Raw genomic sequence first — 19,848 nt, 5'->3', positions numbered from 1 at the left:
TTCGCTTCCGGGAATGCGATGAAACAGGTGGCGAATCAGTGGCTGGATATCAGCTGCATGTGAGCGCGCGCTTGCGGCACGGCATGGTCGTGCCGCGGTGTGGCCGGCTGCACCGGTTTTACCAACGGTTCGGGCACGGTAATCGACCAGGAACGGCGGGATGCGTCACGACGGCCCGACAGGAACTGGCCTGCGGTGCGCAAACGAAAAAAACCACGAAGGAGCCTCATGGCCCATCTCCTTGTAACGGTGCCTGTGGCAACCGTCAGGAGTGGGCCGGTCTTCCCTAGTCCAGGAAAGCGCCAGCCGACCGCAGGCGGTCGCCGCAGACAATCAGCTTGTTATGCAATGCCGGCACCCGATGCTCGCGGATGTCGACGTTGCGACTAGGGTAAACGTCCATATGCCTTGGTTTGGTCGGGCAGGAATGCCGAGGGCGCAGCGCGCCGGACGGCCCGCATATTGTCTTGGTGCAACGCGGCAGAGTCAATGCCTGAATGGCCGAAAGTTCGTACGTCCAGCGATCTTTCCAGCCTGCCCTTCCCTCCAGCTCATGAACAAGCGTCGTTTGGAAGGGCCTGATTCAAGACTTGAAAGAACTTACCGATAACCCGGTTAGGACAAGGACAACCGCAAGCGACAATCTCATGGACGTGTTCAAATCGACCAGGGCTCGATACGGGCTAGGTATCGCCAGCTTTTTGCTGCTGCTCACCGCGGCCACGATTGCCGTGATACGCCTGCGGGTAGCGCCGGATCTCAAGCAACTGGAAAGCATCATCGTCAATAACCGGGTCGACGCTATCGGCGTCGAAATCACCCGCAAGATGACTCAGATCCAGGCGCAGTCACGCGCGATCAGCCAATCCGTGGTTCTGCTGGAAAACCCGGATGTCGACAGGCTGCTGCCCGGCATTCTCGATCAATACGGCGACCCTCATGTGTCCGGGGGCGGTATATGGCCGCTGCCGTTCCAACGCGAAGCGAGCAAGGAACGAGACAGCACCTTCTATGCCCGGGGCGACGACAGCAGATTCGCCTTGAATACGCATTGGAATGCATCCGACGCACTCAAATACTGGAAGCAACCCTGGCACGAGGCCGGCCAGGCAGCACCACAGGGGCAATGCAGCTGGGCCGCGGCCTACCAGGACGACGCCAGTCCGCAGCCACGTACCAATTGCGCCATGGCGATCTACCGCAACGGCAAGCTTTGGGGCGTGTCCACCATCGACCTCACACTAGGCTTTTTCAATACCCTGGTCGCAAATGCCGAGGAACATGTCGGCGGGCAGATTCTTATCATCGAGCGTGACGGCAAGATCGTCAGCAATAGCAGCCTGTTCAAGCAGGACATCGTTCTGAAGAACGTTTCCACGCTGGGTAATCAGCTACCGATGGCCGAAGCGATCGGCAAGCTGTTGCATCGGCTTATGTCGGATCGTGAATTTGAAAGCAATTATCGGTCAGGCGGCAAGGACTACACGCTGTTCGTCCAACCGATCAAGGACAGCCCCTGGTATGTCGCTACCGCACTGCCCACCAAGGCGTTGACCGCAAGCAGCGAAGGTATCCTGCATCGGCTGGCCATGGTGCAATTGCCGTTCGCTTTCATGCTACTGCTGGTCATGCTGTACGGCATCGGCCTGTTGATGCGCCAGTTCGCCCTGCTCAAGACAAACATCGACGAACTGTCCAGCGGCGAAGCCGACCTGACCCGCCGCCTGGCGCAAGGCCGCGGCAGTGAATTCAATGCCATCGTCGGCAGCTTCAACGGGTTTATCGCGCGGCTACAACGCATGTTGCTCGAAGTGCAGCAGGGCGCCATCGCCATCGCAGCCGCTTCACGCCAGATCGCCGGGGGCAATCTCGATTTGTCGGCGCGCACGGAGGAGCAGGCAACCTCATTGGAGGAAACAGCCGCATCGATGGAGGAACTCTCCATCACCGTCAGGCAGAATGCCGATCACGCACGCCACGCCAACGGCATCGCCGGTCAGGTAGCGACCCTTACCGCCCGCAACGATGAAAACGCCAGGCACGTGATGCAGACCATGCAGGATATTCGCGATTCGTCCTATCACGTCGCCGAAATCACTGCCATGATGGATGGCATTGCGTTCCAGACCAACCTGCTTTCACTCAACGCTTCGGTTGAAGCCGCACGTGCCGGCAACCACGGCAGGGGGTTTGCGGTAGTCGCCAACGAAGTGCGGTTGCTCGCACAACGCTCGGGCGCAGCGTCGAAGGATATCCACCGCCTGATCGGCGAATCCTCCGAACGCATCGAAGCGGGCGCTGGCGCAGTGCAGGAAGTGGGCGGCCTGATCGCCGAACTGCAGATGCGCGTGAGTCATATGGCCACGTCGATGGGCGAGATCGTGACCGCGAGTGAGAAACAAAGCACAGGCATCGACCAGATCAACCATGCCGTGTCTCAGCTCGACGCGATGACTCAGCAAAATGCCGCGTTGGTCGAAGAGGCCACGGCCGCCGCCAGGGCACTGCAGGAGCAGGCCGGACAACTGGAGCACATGGTTTCGGGGTTCAAGCTGGCGTGACCGAAATCCCGGGTGCCTTCGCCTTCTTCGCGCTATCCATCAAGCGCAAGATCCGCACAAGCAGTTCACTGGCGTTGGACGGCTTAAGCAACACATGGTCGAACATCAGTCGCGCGGGCGTGGTCGGTGGCTGGCCAGGCGGCACCGATGCATAGAGAAGTATCGGAATGTGCGGATGGCCACCGTGCACCGCCTCCAACAGCTGCCAGCCGGCTCTGCCGGTTTGTCCCAGAAGGATCAGGTCGGGCGCCTCGTGCCTCATGGTTTCCACGGCATCTCCACCGTCGATAACCGGAACGCTGACGAAACCGCATCCGTTCAACAGGTCGCACAGCAGTGCGCGAAAGTCCGGCATATCCTCGATCACCAGAATCTTGCGCCCTTCCCCGTCGAACTCGTCAAGATCGCCGCCGCTTTCGAGCACCGGCTCGATATCCGCTTCCTCGGCGCTGGCCAGATCCAGTTCGAACTCGAACCGGCTACCACCGGACGCCACGGACTGGACGTCAAGACGGCTACCCATCCGTTGGAGCAGTTGCGCCACGATGGCCAGACCAAGGCCGCTGCCCTGTTGGCCGCTGACGTTGTCGCCGCGGACAAACGGTTCAGAGAGCCGTTCCGCGGCGCCCGGCTCGAGGCCGATGCCGGTGTCTTGCACGACAAAGCGCAGGCGCACCCGGCCAGCGTCCCCGGACGTGACCGCAACGCCAAAGCGTATGACACCGTCATGCGTGAACTTCGCCGCATTCCCCAGCAGGTTCAGCAGTATTTGACGCAATCTGGGGAAATCCGCCGTCACTACGGGAGGCAGATGGACATCGATGTCGTGCTCGAAGCGGTTGCGCTGCCGTTCGGCGAGTAGCGTCGCATCGCCCTCCATCTGCTGGAGAAAGCTATACAGATAACCGGGTGCCGGCATCAATTCGAGCTCGATCAACTCACCACGCGAGAACTCGAGCAATTCATCGATCAGGGCCATCTGTTGGCGCACATGCCGCTCGATCTCATGCGGGTGGTCGCGCTCTCCCTGTCCCATGCGCCATTGCCGCACACCATCGAGAATGGCCGCCAGCGGCGAGCGCAGGTCGTGACTGATATGGGCGAGCAGCATGCTGCGCGAACGCAGGGACTGTTGCAGTTCGGAGGTGCGATCGGCGACGAGGCGCTCCAGACGCTTCGCATGAGCGATCAGCAAACTGGTGCGCCAGCGCCAGGCGAGTGCGATCAACACCAGGGCAAGCAACACCGCGCCCAGATAGGCCCATGGCGTATTCCACCACGGCGGCGCGATCTCGAAGGAAAGCGCCACCGTGCCCGACGCGCTGCGCCGGTTGACGTCCACCGCTTGCAGCTCGAAGTGGTAACTCCCCGAAGGCAGCGACGCATAACGCACTTCGCGCTGGGCCGTCTCTACCCAATCGCGATCAACGCCCGAAAGGCGGTAGCGGAAATGCACCGGATTGCCCGCGCTGTTGCCCAGTACGCCAAAGCGCAGTACCAGCGCACCGGCATGCTCGAAGGCCAGCGTCGGCGACTGCGCTCCGAATTCGTGATCGCCATAACGCGCGGAAAAAATCAGCGGATGGATGCTTCGCGGCGCCAGCAACTGGTCGGGCTTGAGTATGTGTGTCAGGCCCACTGGCGTGCCGATCCACACCGTGCCGTCGTTGTCGGCGTAGAAGGCACCATGATTGGCCTCTTCCCAAAGCAAGCCATCACGCGAGGAAAGCCGCGACCAGCCGTGACCGTCAAACACGTCCACGCCATTACCGCCGCCCGCCCAGAGACGGCCACGCCGATCGGCACGCAGAAAATAAAAACGCGTATCAGCAAGCAGCGGATCGGCTACGGCGGGAGCATCTACATGATCGGCATCGGTGACGTGACCTTCCATCAGGCCCGGCTGTAGCGAACTCAACCAGAGTCGCCCGTCCTGGGTCACAGCCACGTTTTCGTAACCGCCAAGCGCCTCCGCCGGCTGCACGCTCACCTTCGACCAGCCATGGCTGTTGCGGCGGAACAGTCCCGAGCTGCACGCCAGCCACAGCCGGCCATCGGCATCCTCGGCAAGGTCCGAGCACATGGTTTGCGGAATCAGTTCCGGCGCGGCGCGTGTCAGTTGGCCGGTATGGCTATCGACCTCGTATAGCCCACCGAGCGTGTACGCCCAGATGCTTCCGGTGTGGTCGATGTATGCGCCACGCACCAGATAGGGCAACACGGCCATGGACGTCGTGCGTCCATTGGCGGGCTCGTAACGCAGCACGCGCCCATCGAACAGGAAATACCAGATGGCTCCCTGCGCATCCACCAGCACCGCATGTGCCTGGTTCGGCGGCGCAACCGTCAGCGGCCAACGGTGCGCGCGGCCCTCAGCAGGCGCAACCACTTCGCCGCCCGTTTCGCCGGCGATCCACACGCTGTTGGCATCGGCGCGTGCGATCGACCAGATCAGGCTGTCGCTCACGCCTTGCGACGCCGTCCAGTTCTCCACCGCGTCCGCGCTGCTCCAATAAAGAATGCCGCGACCGTAGGTACCCAACCACACCATGCCATCCCGATCCGCCAGCAGGGACGACACGCCCACACCCGGAAGGCCATTATCTGTGTCGAACAATTCCCAGCGCGCGCCATCCCAGCGCCCGATACCCATGTCCGTCCGGGTGAGGATGCGCCCGGCGCGATCCTCGATCAGGTCGATGCTCGACGCGGCGACATCGGCGTGGCCACCAGGCATATCGTGAGCGACAAACTGATTCGCACCCGTCGCCAGGCTACGCACCGTGTGGATGCCGCGCACCCATAGGCTGCCATTGCGAGCGCCAAGAAAGCCGAGCCATCGATCGGATGGAATGCCTTGTTCTGGGCCGTAGCGAGTGAGTTGTCCGGCGCTCAGGCGACAGAGCTCGCCGCCGCAGCCGAACCAGGTGGTTCCCGCATGGTGAAATACCGCGGCGACCTGATCGAGCCCGCGCTCCGTATGCAGCTGCGCGTCGGTGAACAAGGGTGTCGCTCGCCAATCACCCGATGCATCCTGCATCAGGCGGCACAAGCGATGGCCGCTGACCACGAGCATGCCGCCTTGCTCGTCCCCTGCCAGCGTCTGGCCGCGATCGGCCATCAACAATTTCCCGTCCGGACGCACCCAGCGAAACTGACCATCGCGATCGCGTCGCTGCAAACCGGCCCGCGATGCCACCCAAAAATGACCGCTGGTGTCCTCGGCGAAACTGATCACCTCGGACGTCTGAAAGCCAAGCTCGCTACCGATCGCATTGAAGCCCACGCCGTCGAATCGGTAGAGACCTTTTTCGGTGCCGGCCCAAATGGAGCCTTCACTGTCCTGAAACAGGCGAATCACCGAAAGACTGGTCAGTCCGTTCGCCTGGTCGTAAAAAGTCAGCGGCAATTGCGTTGCCGCGACAACCAGCGGCAACAGCCAGCACAGTACGAGCAAGGCCAATCGCGCAGACCACCGGTGACGCGCGCAGACACTTTCCGGCTGCTTCACGGCGGCTCCGTCAATGCCGCACCTTGCTGTGCCGCCTGGCGGTACTGGCTTGGCGTCACGCCCACGCGCTCGCGAAACGCGGTGGTGAAATTGCTGGCGCTTCGAAAACCCACCTGTTCGGCGATGTCCTGCATGCCCAGTGTCGTTTCGACCAGCAGGGCACGCCCCTTGCGCAGACGTTCTTCCCGGATCCATGCGAATACGGTCATGCCGAGGCGTTGGCGGAAAATCGCCGAAAGCCGCTTTTCATACGTCCCCACGTCCGCCGCGATCTGTTCGAGCGTGAAAGGCTCCGCCAACCGTCCGCTGATCAGCCGCATCGCCGCACGCAATACCACTTCATCGTGCGTTACTGCGGTGCCGTCCTGTTCATCCTGTGGCGTCGCGGCGGTGCGCTCGGCCAATCGCAGGTGAATCTTCACGCGGGCGATCAGTTCGGCCGGGTCGCAGGTCTTGAGGATGTAATCCACGCCGCCATGGCTGAGTCCTTCCAGACGTTCGGTCGGCGCATTGGCGGAGGTAAGGAACAGAATCGGCGTATGCCTGATCCGCGGCAGTTCCTGCAGCAGCCGACAGAGCGCAAAGCCGTCCATATCCGGCATGCGCACGTCCAGCAGGATCAGGTCGGGCTCAAGCGACTGCGCACGCTGGTAACCCTGCTCGCCGGTGGTGGCCAGACTCACGCGCCACTGCTGCGCCCGCAAGGCCTGCAGCAAGGAACGAATGTCCTCGGGCACATCGTCGATCACCAGAACATGCGGCGAAACGGATACGGACAAGTGGCCCCCCATGTGTCCTGTGTGCCGGCAAGCGACCGCTGCTGGCGTCAACCGATTATAGGCATTCCAGTTGACATTTTTGCGCTCCAGCATAGGAAAACGCCGCTCCGGCAAAGATGCCGCGCCCCCAGCCACCTTAGATTACGCCCGGGGCGAAGGTCGGGATGAAGCCGCCATGTCATGGCAGCTATGACATGGCGGCTATTTCACGAAGACCTCGCACCCACGCGTCAGCTCCGTCATCAAGCACGCAAGTCATTCCGGGCCTGTCGCAACAAACCCAGTTTCCTTTTCTCACGTGGAACGTGATGACTCGAAATCTAGGGGGCTAATGCTACCGAGGTAATCGCGATGATGCCCATGCTCAAACCCGTTCCGCCCAAGGCGTCGACAAGTCGAAAACGTCCTGAGCGCAGAGCGTTCACGCCAAGCGTGAAATATGGAGCGCAGAACAGCGCGGTGGCTCGAAAGGAGGCGCCCATTAACGCCAAAGCCATTGCCACTTTAAACCTCATTACCGCCACGAGAGAGGCGGTCGCACGCTTGAGTTCGCCTGCGGAATCGCCGCGCGCCGGGCTCTCGCTGGCGCTCACCCTGACCTCGCTCGATCATGGCGCATCCGCCGCCCAGCTGATCGGGCTCAACACCAGCGTGCATGGAGCGTCCATAGCCACGCTGTTCCGGGCGCAACTGGAAACATTCGTGCGGGCGGTCTTTTTCGGATCGCCTTCCGGCGCAACGGATTACGAAGTCGAACAATTCATTTCGCAAGATAAATTGCCGCGCCGCCCCGAGCGGGAAACCAGGAAAGACAAGGCCGAATCCACGTACAAGCGAAAGCGCCTGGACGAAATGACCTTCGCCATGTTTGGCGATTTTGCGGCCACCATCCTGGACCCTCGAAACCCCAACGGTCCGGCCATGGCGCAAATGCTCAAGTTCGACGAGCGAAACATTCACGGCCTGGTACAAGGCGCGTCCATTCTGTACCGCATGTACAAGCAGACCGACGACCCGACTGTCGTGGCGACGGACAAGACCTATTCGGAACTGCTGCGCCGGTCTGGAGCGCTAGCCATGTTTTCCCTGAAGCACGTTCGGACCCAGCTCGGCATTGTCCAGCCGCGCAAGGACGATGACTTCATGCGTGCCATTACCGCGTATTTCGGCACCTTCGGACTATCGACCTGAATGCACCACCGGACGGAGGCGTCGCCTCCGTCCGGGATGAACCTTCAGCCATGCTTACAGCGTTGCCATGTCGATGACGAAGCGGTACTTCACATCGCTCTTCAACATGCGCTCATAGGCGTTCTCGATATCCTGCATCGCGATCATTTCGATATCGGAAGTGATGCCATGCTTGGCGCAGAAATCGAGCATTTCCTGCGTTTCGGCGATGCCGCCGATAAGCGAACCGGCGATGGACTTGCGACCAAAAATCAGACCCATCACCGACGGTGACGGATGCGGGCTCGACGGTGCGCCGACCAGGGTCAGGGTGCCGTCGCGCTTGAGCAGGTTGGTGAAGGCATCCAGGTCGTGCGACACGGCCACGGTATTGAGGATGAAATCGAAGCTGTTGACGTGGGCTGCCATCTCATCGGCGTTGCGCGAGACAACCACTTCGTGAGCACCCAGGTCGAGCGCCGCCTGCACCTTCGACGGCGAGGTGGTGAACGCCACCACGTGCGCACCCAGCGCACGCGCCAGCTTCACACCCATATGGCCCAGGCCGCCGATACCGACGACGCCCACTTTCTTGCCCGGGCCCACGTCCCAGTGGCGCAGCGGCGACCACGTGGTGATGCCAGCGCAAAGCAGCGGCGCGACCGCGGCCAAGTCGGCTTCGGCATGGCTGATCTTCAGCACGAAAGCCTGATCGACCACCACGGCGGCGGAGTAGCCGCCATAGGTGTTCTCGCCACTGCCATCGACCCAACCGTTGTACGTGCCCTGGAAGCCATGCGGGCCGCGGCAATACTGCTCCAGGCCATCGTTGCAGGAGGCGCAGGTGCGGCAGCTGTCGACCATGCAGCCGACGCCGACGATATCGCCCACCTTGAACTTGGAGACCTGGTTGCCAACGTGGGTCACGCGGCCAACGATTTCATGCCCCGGTACGCTCGGGAAACGCACGCCGCCCCACTCGCCACGTGCGGTGTGCAGGTCCGAATGGCAAACGCCGCAATAGAGGATATCGATCGCCACATCCGCGGCTCCGGGTTCGCGCCGTTCGATCGTCGTGAGCGCGAGCGGCGTGGTCGCCGTCTGGGCGGCAAAAGCCTTGGTCTGCATAGTGATTTCCTTAGCGGTTAAGAGTGAGCGAACACAACCGCGAAACTATAGGGAGCGCACATTGCTGGGTCTATGGCCTAATATCGGCATGACTTAGTGGTAATTACCCATGAATCAACGCCCCAGCCTGACCGAACTCGGCGCCTTCACGGCGATCGTCCGCCATGCCAGCTTTCGCATCGCGGCCGACGAACTGGGCATGTCGCCCTCGACCCTCAGCCATATGATGCGGTCGCTGGAAGAGCGCCTGGGACTGCGACTGTTCAACCGCACCACGCGCAGCGTGGCACCGACCGAGGCCGGCGCGCGGCTGTTCCGCAGCCTGACCCCGGTGCTGAGCGAACTCGATCTGGCGCTGGCCGACGTGGGCACGTTTCGCGACCGCCCTTCGGGCAGCCTGCGGATCAATGCGCACGAATCGTCCGTGCGTCGATTGATGGTCAAGGTGGTCCCGGCATTTATCGCGCGCTATCCGGAAATGCATCTGGATCTGGTCACCGAAGGCAAGCTGGTCGACATCGTAGCCGAAGGCTTCGATGCGGGCATTCGGCTGAGCGAGGCGATACCGCAGGATATGATCGCCATCCCGCTCGGTCGCGACGGACAATTCCTGGCGGTGGCTTCGCCGGGTTATCTGGCTGCGCACGGCGCGCCAAAGACGCCCGATGAACTGGCCGCGCATCGCTGCATTCGCTTTCGACTGCCCAGCGGCAAGATCTATCGCTGGGAGTTCGAGCGTTACGATCAGGAGTTGCGACTGGATGTGTCCGGTCCGATGACGCTCGACCATATGGGCGCCATGGTCGACGCGGCCATCCAGGGATTGGGCATCGCGTATGTGTCCATCGATGCGGCGCAGGAGGCTATCGAAAGTGGGCGGTTGCAATCGATATTGACCGAGTGGACGCCGCCGTTTCCTGGTGAATGTCTTTATTACCCGAGCAATCGCCTGGTGCCGGCCGGGTTGCGTGCGTTTGTGGACATGATCAAGGAGCTTGGGTGATCCAGAGCGCCCCCTCACCCCAGCCCTCTCCCCCGGCAAGCCAGGGAGAGGATTGGGGTGAGGGGGCGCCAGAGGCGATGCGAAGCGAGCCTACACGCTACTTCGTACCCAACATCTCCAACCCCACATCCTTGCACTGCGCCGCCGTCGTCAACACCGGATTGCAATGCACCGCAACCCCACCGGGCAGACCGACTTCATACCCATGCTCCGACGGCTCACGCACCGGATAATCGGTACTGATCATCTGCGCGCCGCTACTCAACACCACATCACGACGCGTGCCATCGTTACGCACACCCTGCCCCTGCGCCGGATCGTCGGCACGCGCACGCACCAGATAACCGCGACGTACCAAAGCATTGATCTCATCCGCACCGCATTCGTTGCACTCGGTAAACGCGGCATCGGGAGCGCCAGGCGTGGCATTGGTAAACGCAATCCTGCCGTGCAATGCATCATGCCCATCGAGATAGACACTTTCGATCTTGCGCTGATCGAGCAGGAAGACGACCTTGCCGCGCGCCTTGGCCAGGGTCGGCCAGCCACCCTTGCGCACCGCTTCGTCGAGCGTGGCGTATTTGCCGCGCACGTTATCCGGGGTCACGATCTCGCTGGCCGGAAACACCGAAGCGATTTCCTTGTCGAGCGCATCGAAAACAGCCGGCGTAAACCGCTCTGGGTCCACCGTCGGGATTTTTACCTTCAACGGTTCCTCTTTGGTCTCGACCAGGATGAATAGCGGCGCGTGCTTGGGATGCGCCTTCGACCACGCACGGACTTCACTGAGGCAGGCCGTGAAAGGCTGGCATACGCTGCGCTGATCGACGCCCTGGATATGCATCACCTTGAAGCCGGGCTTTTCCCACGTACCGGGCGGCGCCGTCGGCGGATCATCCGGAAGGCCGTTCAGGTCGACCATATGATCGATGGCCGGGTCCACATACATGCCGCCCTTGCTGTCGGAAAACACATCCAGCTCGATCTGGCGAACGCCATCGTCGAACTGACGCGTCAAGGACGGGTGGCTGTAGTTGATGGCGGCGAATTCTTTCGGCGCCTCCTTCAACATGACCTTGGTGGCACTGGGTGCGAAACCCGCGTGATAGCTGTTGTGCGTACCGACAACCTGGATTTGATTGATACGCACCGAATCATCGGTGGCAAATGCAGAAGCGGACAACGTAAGCAACGTGCCGACGATCGACCACAAGGAAGCGTGGCGCAAGATGAGCATGGTGAGTTCCTGTGCAATGGGATGGGCGGCAAGCGTCAGTGCTTGCACAGCGCAAAATCGGGGTCGGACATCGAAGGCGGCGGCGTGGTCGTGCCCCAACGCGAAGGACTCGGCCCCATCACCAGCGTCAAGGTTCCTCCGTTGGCGATATCGCCATGACGGAACCACGCCTTGTCCAGCGGCTTGCCATTGAGCGTGGCCGACTGCACGTAGCGGTTCACACGGTCACGGGTGAAGTTCTCCGCCACGATCGTAAAGGTCTTGCCCTGCCCGAGATCGATATCCACGCGCTGAAACGAAGGCGTGCCGATCAGATAGACATCCTGGCCCGGGCTCGGATAGAAACCCATCGACTGGAAGGCATACCAGCTGGACATGGCGCCCGAGTCATCATTGCCCGGAATGCCGCCGCGCGTGTCCTTGAAGGCCTTCTGCAGAAAGGTAACGATGCGATCGACAGCACGGTCCGGTCGGCCAGCCCACAGATAAAGATCGGGAATCAGAAAACCCGGCTCGTTGGTCACGTCGAAATGCAGGTTGTCGAACGTTGCATCGAGCCGCTTCACGAACGCCTCGTTACCGCCGGACATCGCCACCAGCTTGCGCATGTCCTGCGGCGCATACAGCGAATAGGTCCACAGATCGCCTTCGTAGTAGAAGTCGGGCCAGGTGCCGCGTCGCACGAGATACTGCGGCGCCCAGCTGCCATCGGCGTTACGCGGCCGCAGGAAGCCACTCACGCCCTCCTGTACCTGGGTCGCATCCCATAGGTTGGCCCAATTGCCGGCATGCTGCGTATAGAGCCTGGCCTCCTTGGCATGGCCCAGACCGCAAGCCAGCTCCGCGATGGTGAAATCGTCGTACGCATATTCGACCGTGCGCGAACCGGCACGCTCGGTAGGCTGGGCGACATAACCGAGGGTGTTATAGGTGTCCAGACCGCCGCGCCCTTCCTTGCGCGCATCGGCCGGCGGCACCGTCGCGTCTTTCAACATCGCCTTGAACGCCGTGGCATAGTCGATGCCCTTGAGTCCCTTGACGTAAGCATCGGCGACCAGCACATCGGCATTGCTGCCGCCTTGCGTGCGACCGTTGTCGTTACCCACGCGCGCATCGGGCATATAACCGGCGTGACGATAGGTATCGATCAGCGAGCGCACGATGTCACGCTGGCGATCCGGCGCAATCAGGGTCAGCAGTGGGCCCTGGCTGCGAAACGTATCCCAGATGGCCTGGAAATCGTCGTAGTACGGCTCGCTGGACGTCCATTTCGGATTTTCGCCGGTATGGTCGGACGGCATCATCATCGTATGGAACAGCGCCGTGTAGAACACGCGACGCTCGGCGTCGTTCGCGCCTTGAATCTCGATGCGACCGAGCGCCTGATTCCATTGCGCCGCCGTGGCCTGGCGTACGGCATCGAAGTTCCAGCCGGCGATCTCCTGCGTCACGTTCTGGTGCGCTTGCGCTCCGCTGACGAAGGAGATGCCGACCTTGGCCTGGATCGCCTGCCCTGCCTTGACCTGATAATCCAGTGATGCGCCCAGCGGCTGGTCGATGTCGCTATGCGCCTGCTGTGCATCGCTTAGCTGCTTGCCGAGCCAGGTTCGCGTTGCCTGCGCCGGAGTATCGGTGACCATGTCGAAGTAGACGTCGTACTCACCGCCTTCGTTCCAGCCGCCGATATAACGGCCCACGCCAACGATCTCGTTGGGCGAGACCACCTTGATCTCGCCACCAAGGAAGCGCTGCGTTTCCGGACCGGTACCCTTGCTCAGCAGATCGAGGTCCATCGTGATGTGGGCCTCGCCGGCATCGGCGAAGGTGTAGCGATGCATACCGGTACGGCGGGTCGCCGTCAGCTCGGCCTTGACGCGATACCGGGTCAGGTCCGTCGCGTAGTAACCCGGGCTGGCCTGCTCGTCGCCGCGCGGCGAATGGATATCGGTCGGTTGCAATTCGCCCGTACTCGGCGCGACGCGGATGTTGTCGTACTTGCCCGAACCGCCACTCAGGTGAAGGTGCGTGAAACCACGCACCTCACCCGTGCTCTGGAAGCCCTTGCGATTGCCATAACCGTGCAGGTCCGGCCCCAGCTTGACCATGCCGAACGGCACCGACGCACCCACAAAGACTTCGCCATACCAGTCTTCACCGATAAACGGATTGACGTCGGCGACATGCTCACCGGCCTGTGCCATGAGCGGCGCGCCGATCGCCACACAGGCGATCGCCAGCCCGAGTGCGCGGCGCATGCTTGAAACAAAAGGTTTCATCAATGCTTCTCTTCTTCGGTAACAGATATCAGAAGGTGTAGGTCATCTGCAGCGTGTAGTTACGCGCCGCCAGGTAGTAGAACGTCGGATTGGTCGCCGCTCCGTTGCCCTGGATCGGCGTGCGATGGTCGAACAGGTTATTGGTCGACAGTTGCAGTCTCAGGTCAGGCGTGAATCGATAACCGATGTTCAAGTTGGCATAGTTGTAGGTCGGCAAACGCGTGTTGGCGTTGTACGTCGCACCGCTGGTCTCGCCCACGCCGGTGAAACGCGTCCCCACGTATTTGATCAGGAACGAACCGTACAACGGACCTTTGTCGTAGATAAAACCCGCATCGGCCGTGGCATTGGGCGCGTTGGCGATCTGCAGGCCCGTAGTTTTGGAATAGGCACTGTTGATGCTGCCGTTCGCTGTGACGCTGAACCCCGAATCGCCAAGAATATGGGTGATCTCGCCCTCGATACCCTTGTAGATCACGCCGCCCTGATTGACGAACACGGAGATCAGCGAACCGCCGGGACCGATGGGCTCTTCCACGCTGCTTACGAGATTGGAAAAATCGATGTAATACACATCGATGTCCGCGACGGTGTGTGCGTCTTTCCACACCAGGCCAGCCTGGTAGTTCTTGGTCTGCTGCGGATCGACGTTGCTGCCATCGCCCTGCAGGATGTTCACCTTCGGCGCCTGGAAACCTTCAGCCCACTGCGCGTAACCGGCGAGGTTCGGACTGAAGCGATAGTTGACCGCGACCGCTCCCAGCGTGGTACTGAAATGCCCGGCGCCACCCACGGGCAGGAAGTTCGAAACACCCTCCAGCGTGCGGTCAAAATCAATGTGCTTGATACCCGGCACGATGCTCAGGTTCTCGATCGGTCGCCACTCCACCTCGACATAACTCTGCGTGGTATTGGTGTGCTGACGGGTGTCGATGATGTTGGCGTTCGGCGTACCCGCCAATACACGCGGCGTCATCGTCGAGAGATCGACCGTGACCTGGTCCTGGTTCTGGTAGGTACGTTCCGCCCAGATACCCGCGCGCAAGGTGCTATCCAGCCAGCCGCTGCCGACGTCCTTCTCCGCCTTGAGCATGTCGCCATACGCGCGATAGATGCTGTGATTGATCGCGCCGGGCACACCGCCATTGGGCAGCAGGGCCTTGTTGGGTGTATTGCCGAGCAAGTCCACGCCACCCGGACCGCTGTCGCGCAGGCCATAGGTATAGAGCTTGTTGTCGAGGCGCCAGGTGCCGTAGTCGCCATGCAGCTGCAGGTACTCGAAATCGGCGTGGCGATCGTCGATGTTGTAGTTGTAGTAGCCCTGCGAATTCGGGTCGTTGTTGAGGCCGCCGAAATCCAGGCCGAAGCGGTCGGTCTGCTTGGTGGGCTGGGCGGTGAACGTATTCCATTTCACCTTGTTGTAGTCGGCTACCAGCGTCAGCGTGGTGCTGTCGCCCAGCGGCTGCTTGATCTTGAACAGCACGTTGTCCTGGCGCAGCCCGGCGAAATCGAGCAAGCCATCGGATTCGAGATGGGTGTAATTGACCGAGGCTTCCGTGCCGATCTTGTTCATCGTGCCGGTATTGGCCGTACCGGCGAGTTGCCAGGTATTGCCACTGCCGAACATCGCCGACACCTGACCCGACGGTTTGTCGGTGGTCGGCGCGGAGTAAAGTGCGACGGTGCCGCCGAAGGTTGCGTTACCGAGGTTGCTCGCCGTACCGGGACCGCGATCGACGACGACGGCATCGAGTGTCGGCGCAGGAAAAAACGCAGTCGTCGCGTGACCGAACGCACCCGGATCGCCAAACGGAATGCCATCGAACGTGACGTCGTATTCGCCGTCCTGAAAACCGCGCACGGTACCGCTCTTGCTGGACAGACCCGCGCCATTGGGAGAAGCGTTGACCGCCGATGGCGTCAGTTCGAGTACGGCGAGGTAATCGTCCTTAGGCGATGCGATCGTCTGGATGTAATTACGATTCAACACCGATTGGGGCTCGAGCTCGGCCATGTTTCCTTGCGCCGGCGCCAACGCGGCAGCAGTGCCCGGCGGCGCAGCGTTGGGGTCGTCGACCGCGGCCGATACCGAAATACCCTGAAGATTGCTGGTGTTTTGCGCGGCTGCGCCAAGTGCAGTGGCCAGGGCCGCCAAACCCAGGCCCATACGTATTGCGTGATGCATGAACGTCGAAACTCCTGCGGGTAAAGATCGCGCACTCGCCCGCACCGGTCAGCTCGATCGAGCCCGATGGGGTGTGCGAGACCTGGATGTGAGGGGTGCTACAGAAACAGTAATTAAGACTATCGTTACTTGATGACGACGCGTTGACGCTCAGATGACGCGTGACGCGATGCAGCAGATGTTGCGCATCGCCAGCCGACATAAAGAACCGTATGATTCGAGCGATGGCTTCTTTGCGACACGAACGTTCGCAGGAGCTCAGATCTCAAGGGCGACCCATGACTGACACGATGCGCCGAAAGCGACCCGGCGCGCGCACGACCAAGATTTCGCTGGACACCAAGCAGCAACCGGTACAACAGCGTTCGGTCGAAACCTTCGAATTGATTCTCGACGTCACCTCGCATCTGCTCGGCGAAGTGGGCGTGGAGCGCCTGTCGACCAATCTGATCTGCGAAAAGGCGGGCCTGTCGCCGCCGGCGCTCTACCGTTATTTCCCCAACAAGTACGCCATTCTGAAAGAGCTTGGCGAGCGCCTGATGAAGTGTCAGAACCAGGCCTATCGCGCGTGGCTGGCGCAGGAACAAGCGCTCGACTATGACGGTTCGCGTGAAGCGACCACGCGCGGCTTGCGCGACATGCAGGCCGCGATCAACGCCGCCACCCTCGCCTTCCCGGGTTCGGCCTGGATCATGCGCGCGTTGCGCGCCGTGCCGACCTTGCGTCACATCCGTCTCGATTCGCACGAATCGGTATCGGAAACCAGTTACCAAGGTTTGCGCGATCGTTTTCCCAATGCGCGCGAAGAAGACCTGCGCTTCTCCATGCGCCTGTCCACCGAAGTGATGTACGCCGCCACCGAAATGGTGATCGACAATCCGCAGCTCGATGGCGACATGATCAATGCCGAAGTCGCCGAAATGGTGGTGCGCTACTACGACAAGTTTGTCGAGGGCGAGGAACGCTACGCCGCCACCTTGAAGAAACGAAGTTCGGCGCGTGCGGACAAGGCGCCGTCTACGCGACCGGCTCCGGCGAAGAAGCGCAAACCCAGGAGCTGATTCACTGCAGGATAGCGGCCATGGGGTTTGCGCTTTCATCGGAGCGAAGCAAACAAGACTGCGTATACGGGTGGGCTATGACTCGAACTGCAACGCCGCGGTGAGATCGCCCGGCGCTACGCCGCCGGCGGCAAGCATCGCCTTTTCGCGCATCGCCAGGCCTGGCAGCTTGTCCAGCCCAAAGCGACGCGTGATGAAGCGGGCGATCGAGCCGGTGTCGTAAACGGTGTGATCGACGAAACCGCGACGGGCAAAAGGCGATACGACCAAGGCAGGCACACGCGAACCCGGCCCCCAACGATCGCCCTTGGGTGGTGCCACGTGATCCCACCAGCCACCGTTTTCGTCGAAGGTGATCAGCACCACCATCGACTGCCACTGCGGACTGCGCTGCAAGGCATCGAGAATACGCGCAATATGCTGATCCCCGGCATGCACGTCCGAATACCCGGCGTGCATATTGAGATCGCCTTGCGGTTTATAGAACGCTACCGGCGGCAGCTTGCCGGCCTCCGCGTCGGCAATGAAGTGATTGCTGCGTGCGATGTCGCCGGTGCCGCCATCGCGCAGATGCCGCTTGCGCGCTTCGGTACCAGGAGCCAGCTGGCTGAAGTAGTTGAGCGGCTGATGATGCATCTGGAAATTCGGCCGCTGCGGAAACTCGTTCTCGCCGCCGTCGCCATGTCCATCCAGCGCATCCTGCCAACCACCGGCGTACCAGGCCCAATCGATACCTTTGGCCGACAATTTGTCGCCGATGGTCTCGTGGTTCTGCGGTGGCAACCGGTTGGGGCTATTGGCATCGGCGAGCTCCGGATGCGTAGCGTCCAACGGGAACGTTGGCGCATACGGCGGACTCATGGTGTTGACCGCAAAGAAATCGGGCGTCAATGCGCTGCGCGAAGCAAAACGAGGTATGCCGGCCATCGCACTCTTCGGCGAATTCTCCGCCAGTTTCAGGTGAATGTCGGTCGGGTCGTCGCTTTCCAGCTCGGCGATCAGCATCTTGGCCGGACTCTGGGCTGCATCGGGATAGAACCCCGGCTGCGCCGCGACAAGATACTGGTGATTCAGGAACGAGCCGCCAAACGTGCCCATGAAGAAGTTGTCGCATAACGTGTACTGCTTGGCGACCTGCCACAGACGCAGGTTGATATGGGTATCGCCATAGCGCCCCATCACCATCGCGCCCGAATCGCCCCAGCCGACAAAGCCATCATTCTTGCCGCCGTTGATCTGCAACTGGTTCTGATAGAACGAGTGCCACAGGTCGCGCGTGATCAGGCCATGCGGCAGCGGCTGGCCATCCGTCGTTTTCAGGGTGAACGGCGCGTTGGCCAACCCCGTGATATCCGATTCCTTGATCACATGCTTGCGATGGTCGGCGACCTGCTCCCACGGCACCATGCCGCCCCAGATCGGCGGCAATGTCTTCAGCAGCGTGCCGTCGCGATCGCGCTGTTGATACTCGTGGGGCTGCAAGGATGAAAGCGGCTTTTCCAGTCCGGGGAACTCGGCGAACAGATTGTTGAAGCTGCGATTCTCCGCGTAGATCACCACCACATGCTGGACATGCTTGCGTAGTTGCGCATCGAGGTCGCCCGTCGAATGTTTTTGCGCAGCTGGCTTTGCCGCATGTGCCAATGCCTCGCCGCCACCGGCTGCGATGGCTGCACCCGCCAGTGCCATGCCGCCGAGGAGGCGGCGTCGGTTCGAGTCGATGGGTGCATCGGAGAGGGGCTGAGACGGATCTTGCGGTTTCTTTGTGGACATGGGGAGGAAGCAGAAAGTGAATGTCGAATCGATGCGTGCCGGGGAAACACGCGCGATGAAGTGGCGCCGATAGCGCGGGCAAGCCTATGCTGCTTGCACTTCACTCTTGTTACAAAGTACGGATGGACATCCGGACGTCTATTTTTGTTTGTGTTGCATTTTGAATAGCTGAGTTGAGTTATTCGTCGCGCCTAGGTGGGCAGCAACTTCAGGGGACCTCGAATAACCTCCTACTCGTCATTCCGGCCTACGCCTGGACGACGATAGGAATGGTGAAGTTATTCGAAGCCCCCCCCCTTCAGCCGCGACCGGCCCACCACAGCCACACTATGTATGTGGTTGTCATCCAATCGCTCCGCTACCGCGCCGAACAACTCGACCGACTGTTATCGGCAATACCTGCAATCAGCCAGCGCCCCTCGATCCGCACGAGGTTCACCACATCGGTCCCACAATGCTTGACCTGCCCGTTGATCAAGAACTCGTAAGGCGCCCAGACCATGGCGATATCCCCATCGATACGAATCAGCGGATCGTGGATACGCTCCTGGATCTTGTCCTTGCCCGGTTTGATGTGATTGGCGAAGTCGCCCAGGGTCATGCGCACGACCTTGCCGTCACGTAGCAAGGCCACACTCCCCTCGGGCTGTACCGGCGCGAGCATGGCATCGCGATCGTACTTGGCCATGCCGTCGAACAGCGCCTGGATCGGCACCAACACGGCTTTCTCTTCGCTCGTGTCGGCCCGAGCGGGCGACATCGTGAGAACAGCAGCAATAACGACGGCGGCGGTGGCAAACGATTTGCAGATCATACGAACCCCGGGACGTGGCAACGGTGGCACATCTTATGTCCGTTTCCGCGACACCGCCCCTGCCTAAAGGGGGTAGCGCGCGGCGATCTCCCGAATGATCCGATGGATATTGCGCGCACGACCCATGGCCATGCTGCCGCGCAGCTCGTCCAGCAAACTGACATCGGTGGCCTTTTCCGGCGAACGCCTGGCCATGCGCATGCGATCGGCCCTGCGCAGGCGATAACGCCTTGCACGCTCGGCCGGAGTCAGCGGCCGGCCAAACAACGATGGACGACCCGCTCGCGCTCGAAAGCGCAATTCGAGCGTGCCGGGGTCTTTTGCATCACGCATCACGATTCCTCCTTATG

14 protein-coding genes are annotated in these 19,848 nt (G+C 61.2%); 4 read left to right on the top strand and 10 right to left on the bottom strand.

Annotated elements, in window-relative coordinates:
- Positions 1-35 precede the first annotated feature (35 nt).
- A complete protein-coding gene (locus tag ACZ6WW_RS06185) occupies positions 36-230 on the bottom strand; it encodes a hypothetical protein (RefSeq protein WP_281848572.1) in 195 nt (64 codons plus the stop codon).
- A 417-nt stretch (positions 231-647) separates the two neighbouring features.
- On the opposite strand from ACZ6WW_RS06185, the gene ACZ6WW_RS06180 reads away from it, so the two are divergent.
- Positions 648-2,561, top strand: a complete 1,914-nt coding sequence (locus tag ACZ6WW_RS06180; RefSeq protein WP_465273407.1) for a methyl-accepting chemotaxis protein — start codon at positions 648-650, stop codon at positions 2,559-2,561.
- Here ACZ6WW_RS06180 and ACZ6WW_RS06175 read toward each other — a convergent pair.
- Positions 2,548-6,072: a hybrid sensor histidine kinase/response regulator gene (locus ACZ6WW_RS06175; protein WP_465273406.1), complete on the bottom strand. Its 3,525-nt coding sequence runs from the start codon at positions 6,070-6,072 to the stop codon at positions 2,548-2,550. The genes ACZ6WW_RS06180 and ACZ6WW_RS06175 overlap by 14 nt on opposite strands.
- Positions 6,069-6,851, bottom strand: coding sequence for a response regulator (locus ACZ6WW_RS06170; protein ID WP_465273405.1), 783 nt, complete (start codon positions 6,849-6,851; stop codon positions 6,069-6,071). Before ACZ6WW_RS06170 ends, ACZ6WW_RS06175 begins: the two co-directional genes overlap by 4 nt.
- A gap of 351 nt (positions 6,852-7,202) precedes the next feature.
- Between ACZ6WW_RS06170 and ACZ6WW_RS06165 the strand changes: the two genes are divergently transcribed.
- A complete protein-coding gene (locus ACZ6WW_RS06165) occupies positions 7,203-8,042 on the top strand; it encodes a hypothetical protein (RefSeq protein ID WP_465273404.1) in 840 nt (279 codons plus the stop codon).
- A gap of 54 nt (positions 8,043-8,096) precedes the next feature.
- Here ACZ6WW_RS06165 and ACZ6WW_RS06160 read toward each other — a convergent pair whose 3' ends face one another.
- Positions 8,097-9,149, bottom strand: a complete 1,053-nt coding sequence (locus tag ACZ6WW_RS06160; protein ID WP_281848566.1) for an NAD(P)-dependent alcohol dehydrogenase — start codon at positions 9,147-9,149, stop codon at positions 8,097-8,099.
- 109 nt (positions 9,150-9,258) lie between these two features.
- Here ACZ6WW_RS06160 and ACZ6WW_RS06155 point away from each other — a divergent pair, with 109 nt between their 5' ends.
- On the top strand, positions 9,259-10,152 hold the full coding sequence (locus ACZ6WW_RS06155; RefSeq protein WP_465273403.1) for a LysR family transcriptional regulator: 894 nt from the start codon (positions 9,259-9,261) through the stop codon (positions 10,150-10,152).
- Positions 10,153-10,249: 97 nt separating this feature from the next.
- On the opposite strand, the gene ACZ6WW_RS06150 is transcribed toward ACZ6WW_RS06155, so the two are convergent.
- From ACZ6WW_RS06150 to ACZ6WW_RS06140, 3 genes are read right to left on the bottom strand one after another with little or no spacing between them, the layout of a single operon-like run.
- A complete protein-coding gene (locus ACZ6WW_RS06150) occupies positions 10,250-11,389 on the bottom strand; it encodes a phosphatidylinositol-specific phospholipase C1-like protein (RefSeq protein WP_465273402.1) in 1,140 nt (379 codons plus the stop codon).
- A 35-nt stretch (positions 11,390-11,424) separates the two neighbouring features.
- On the bottom strand, positions 11,425-13,665 hold the full coding sequence (locus tag ACZ6WW_RS06145; protein ID WP_465273401.1) for a GH92 family glycosyl hydrolase: 2,241 nt from the start codon (positions 13,663-13,665) through the stop codon (positions 11,425-11,427).
- Between the two features lie 28 nt (positions 13,666-13,693).
- Positions 13,694-15,850 (bottom strand): TonB-dependent receptor, encoded by a 2,157-nt coding sequence (locus ACZ6WW_RS06140; protein WP_465273400.1) that lies wholly within the window; start codon positions 15,848-15,850, stop codon positions 13,694-13,696.
- A gap of 278 nt (positions 15,851-16,128) precedes the next feature.
- Here ACZ6WW_RS06140 and ACZ6WW_RS06135 point away from each other — a divergent pair, with 278 nt between their 5' ends.
- Positions 16,129-16,911, top strand: a complete 783-nt coding sequence (locus ACZ6WW_RS06135) for a TetR/AcrR family transcriptional regulator (protein ID WP_465273399.1) — start codon at positions 16,129-16,131, stop codon at positions 16,909-16,911.
- Between the two features lie 75 nt (positions 16,912-16,986).
- On the opposite strand, the gene acpA is transcribed toward ACZ6WW_RS06135, so the two are convergent.
- From acpA to ACZ6WW_RS06120, 3 genes are all read right to left on the bottom strand, one after another.
- Positions 16,987-18,684, bottom strand: a complete 1,698-nt coding sequence (acpA, locus tag ACZ6WW_RS06130; RefSeq protein WP_465273398.1) for an acid phosphatase — start codon at positions 18,682-18,684, stop codon at positions 16,987-16,989.
- Positions 18,685-19,042: 358 nt separating this feature from the next.
- Positions 19,043-19,498 (bottom strand): nuclear transport factor 2 family protein, encoded by a 456-nt coding sequence (locus ACZ6WW_RS06125; RefSeq protein WP_465273397.1) that lies wholly within the window; start codon positions 19,496-19,498, stop codon positions 19,043-19,045.
- 63 nt (positions 19,499-19,561) lie between these two features.
- Positions 19,562-19,831, bottom strand: coding sequence for a hypothetical protein (locus tag ACZ6WW_RS06120; RefSeq protein ID WP_465273396.1), 270 nt, complete (start codon positions 19,829-19,831; stop codon positions 19,562-19,564).
- Positions 19,832-19,848 lie beyond the last annotated feature (17 nt).

The organism is Dyella sp. NPDC103356 (assembly GCF_055584465.1).
This window is presented reverse-complemented; position numbering and strand designations above follow the sequence as displayed.

Excerpts from the sequence above, each read along its gene's own strand:
- ACZ6WW_RS06125 (WP_465273397.1), bottom strand. The coding sequence starts at position 19,498 with ATGATCTGCAAATCGTTTGCCACCGCCGCCGTCGTTATTGCTGCTGTT.
- ACZ6WW_RS06155 (WP_465273403.1), top strand. The coding sequence starts at position 9,259 with ATGAATCAACGCCCCAGCCTGACCGAACTCGGCGCCTTCACGGCGATC.
- ACZ6WW_RS06160 (WP_281848566.1), bottom strand. The coding sequence starts at position 9,149 with ATGCAGACCAAGGCTTTTGCCGCCCAGACGGCGACCACGCCGCTCGCG.
- ACZ6WW_RS06140 (WP_465273400.1), bottom strand. The coding sequence starts at position 15,850 with ATGCATCACGCAATACGTATGGGCCTGGGTTTGGCGGCCCTGGCCACT.
- ACZ6WW_RS06120 (WP_465273396.1), bottom strand. The coding sequence starts at position 19,831 with ATGCGTGATGCAAAAGACCCCGGCACGCTCGAATTGCGCTTTCGAGCG.
- acpA (WP_465273398.1), bottom strand. The coding sequence starts at position 18,684 with ATGTCCACAAAGAAACCGCAAGATCCGTCTCAGCCCCTCTCCGATGCA.
- ACZ6WW_RS06180 (WP_465273407.1), top strand. The coding sequence starts at position 648 with ATGGACGTGTTCAAATCGACCAGGGCTCGATACGGGCTAGGTATCGCC.
- ACZ6WW_RS06135 (WP_465273399.1), top strand. The coding sequence starts at position 16,129 with ATGACTGACACGATGCGCCGAAAGCGACCCGGCGCGCGCACGACCAAG.
- ACZ6WW_RS06150 (WP_465273402.1), bottom strand. The coding sequence starts at position 11,389 with ATGCTCATCTTGCGCCACGCTTCCTTGTGGTCGATCGTCGGCACGTTG.
- ACZ6WW_RS06185 (WP_281848572.1), bottom strand. The coding sequence starts at position 230 with ATGAGGCTCCTTCGTGGTTTTTTTCGTTTGCGCACCGCAGGCCAGTTC.
- ACZ6WW_RS06145 (WP_465273401.1), bottom strand. The coding sequence starts at position 13,665 with ATGAAACCTTTTGTTTCAAGCATGCGCCGCGCACTCGGGCTGGCGATC.
- ACZ6WW_RS06165 (WP_465273404.1), top strand. The coding sequence starts at position 7,203 with ATGATGCCCATGCTCAAACCCGTTCCGCCCAAGGCGTCGACAAGTCGA.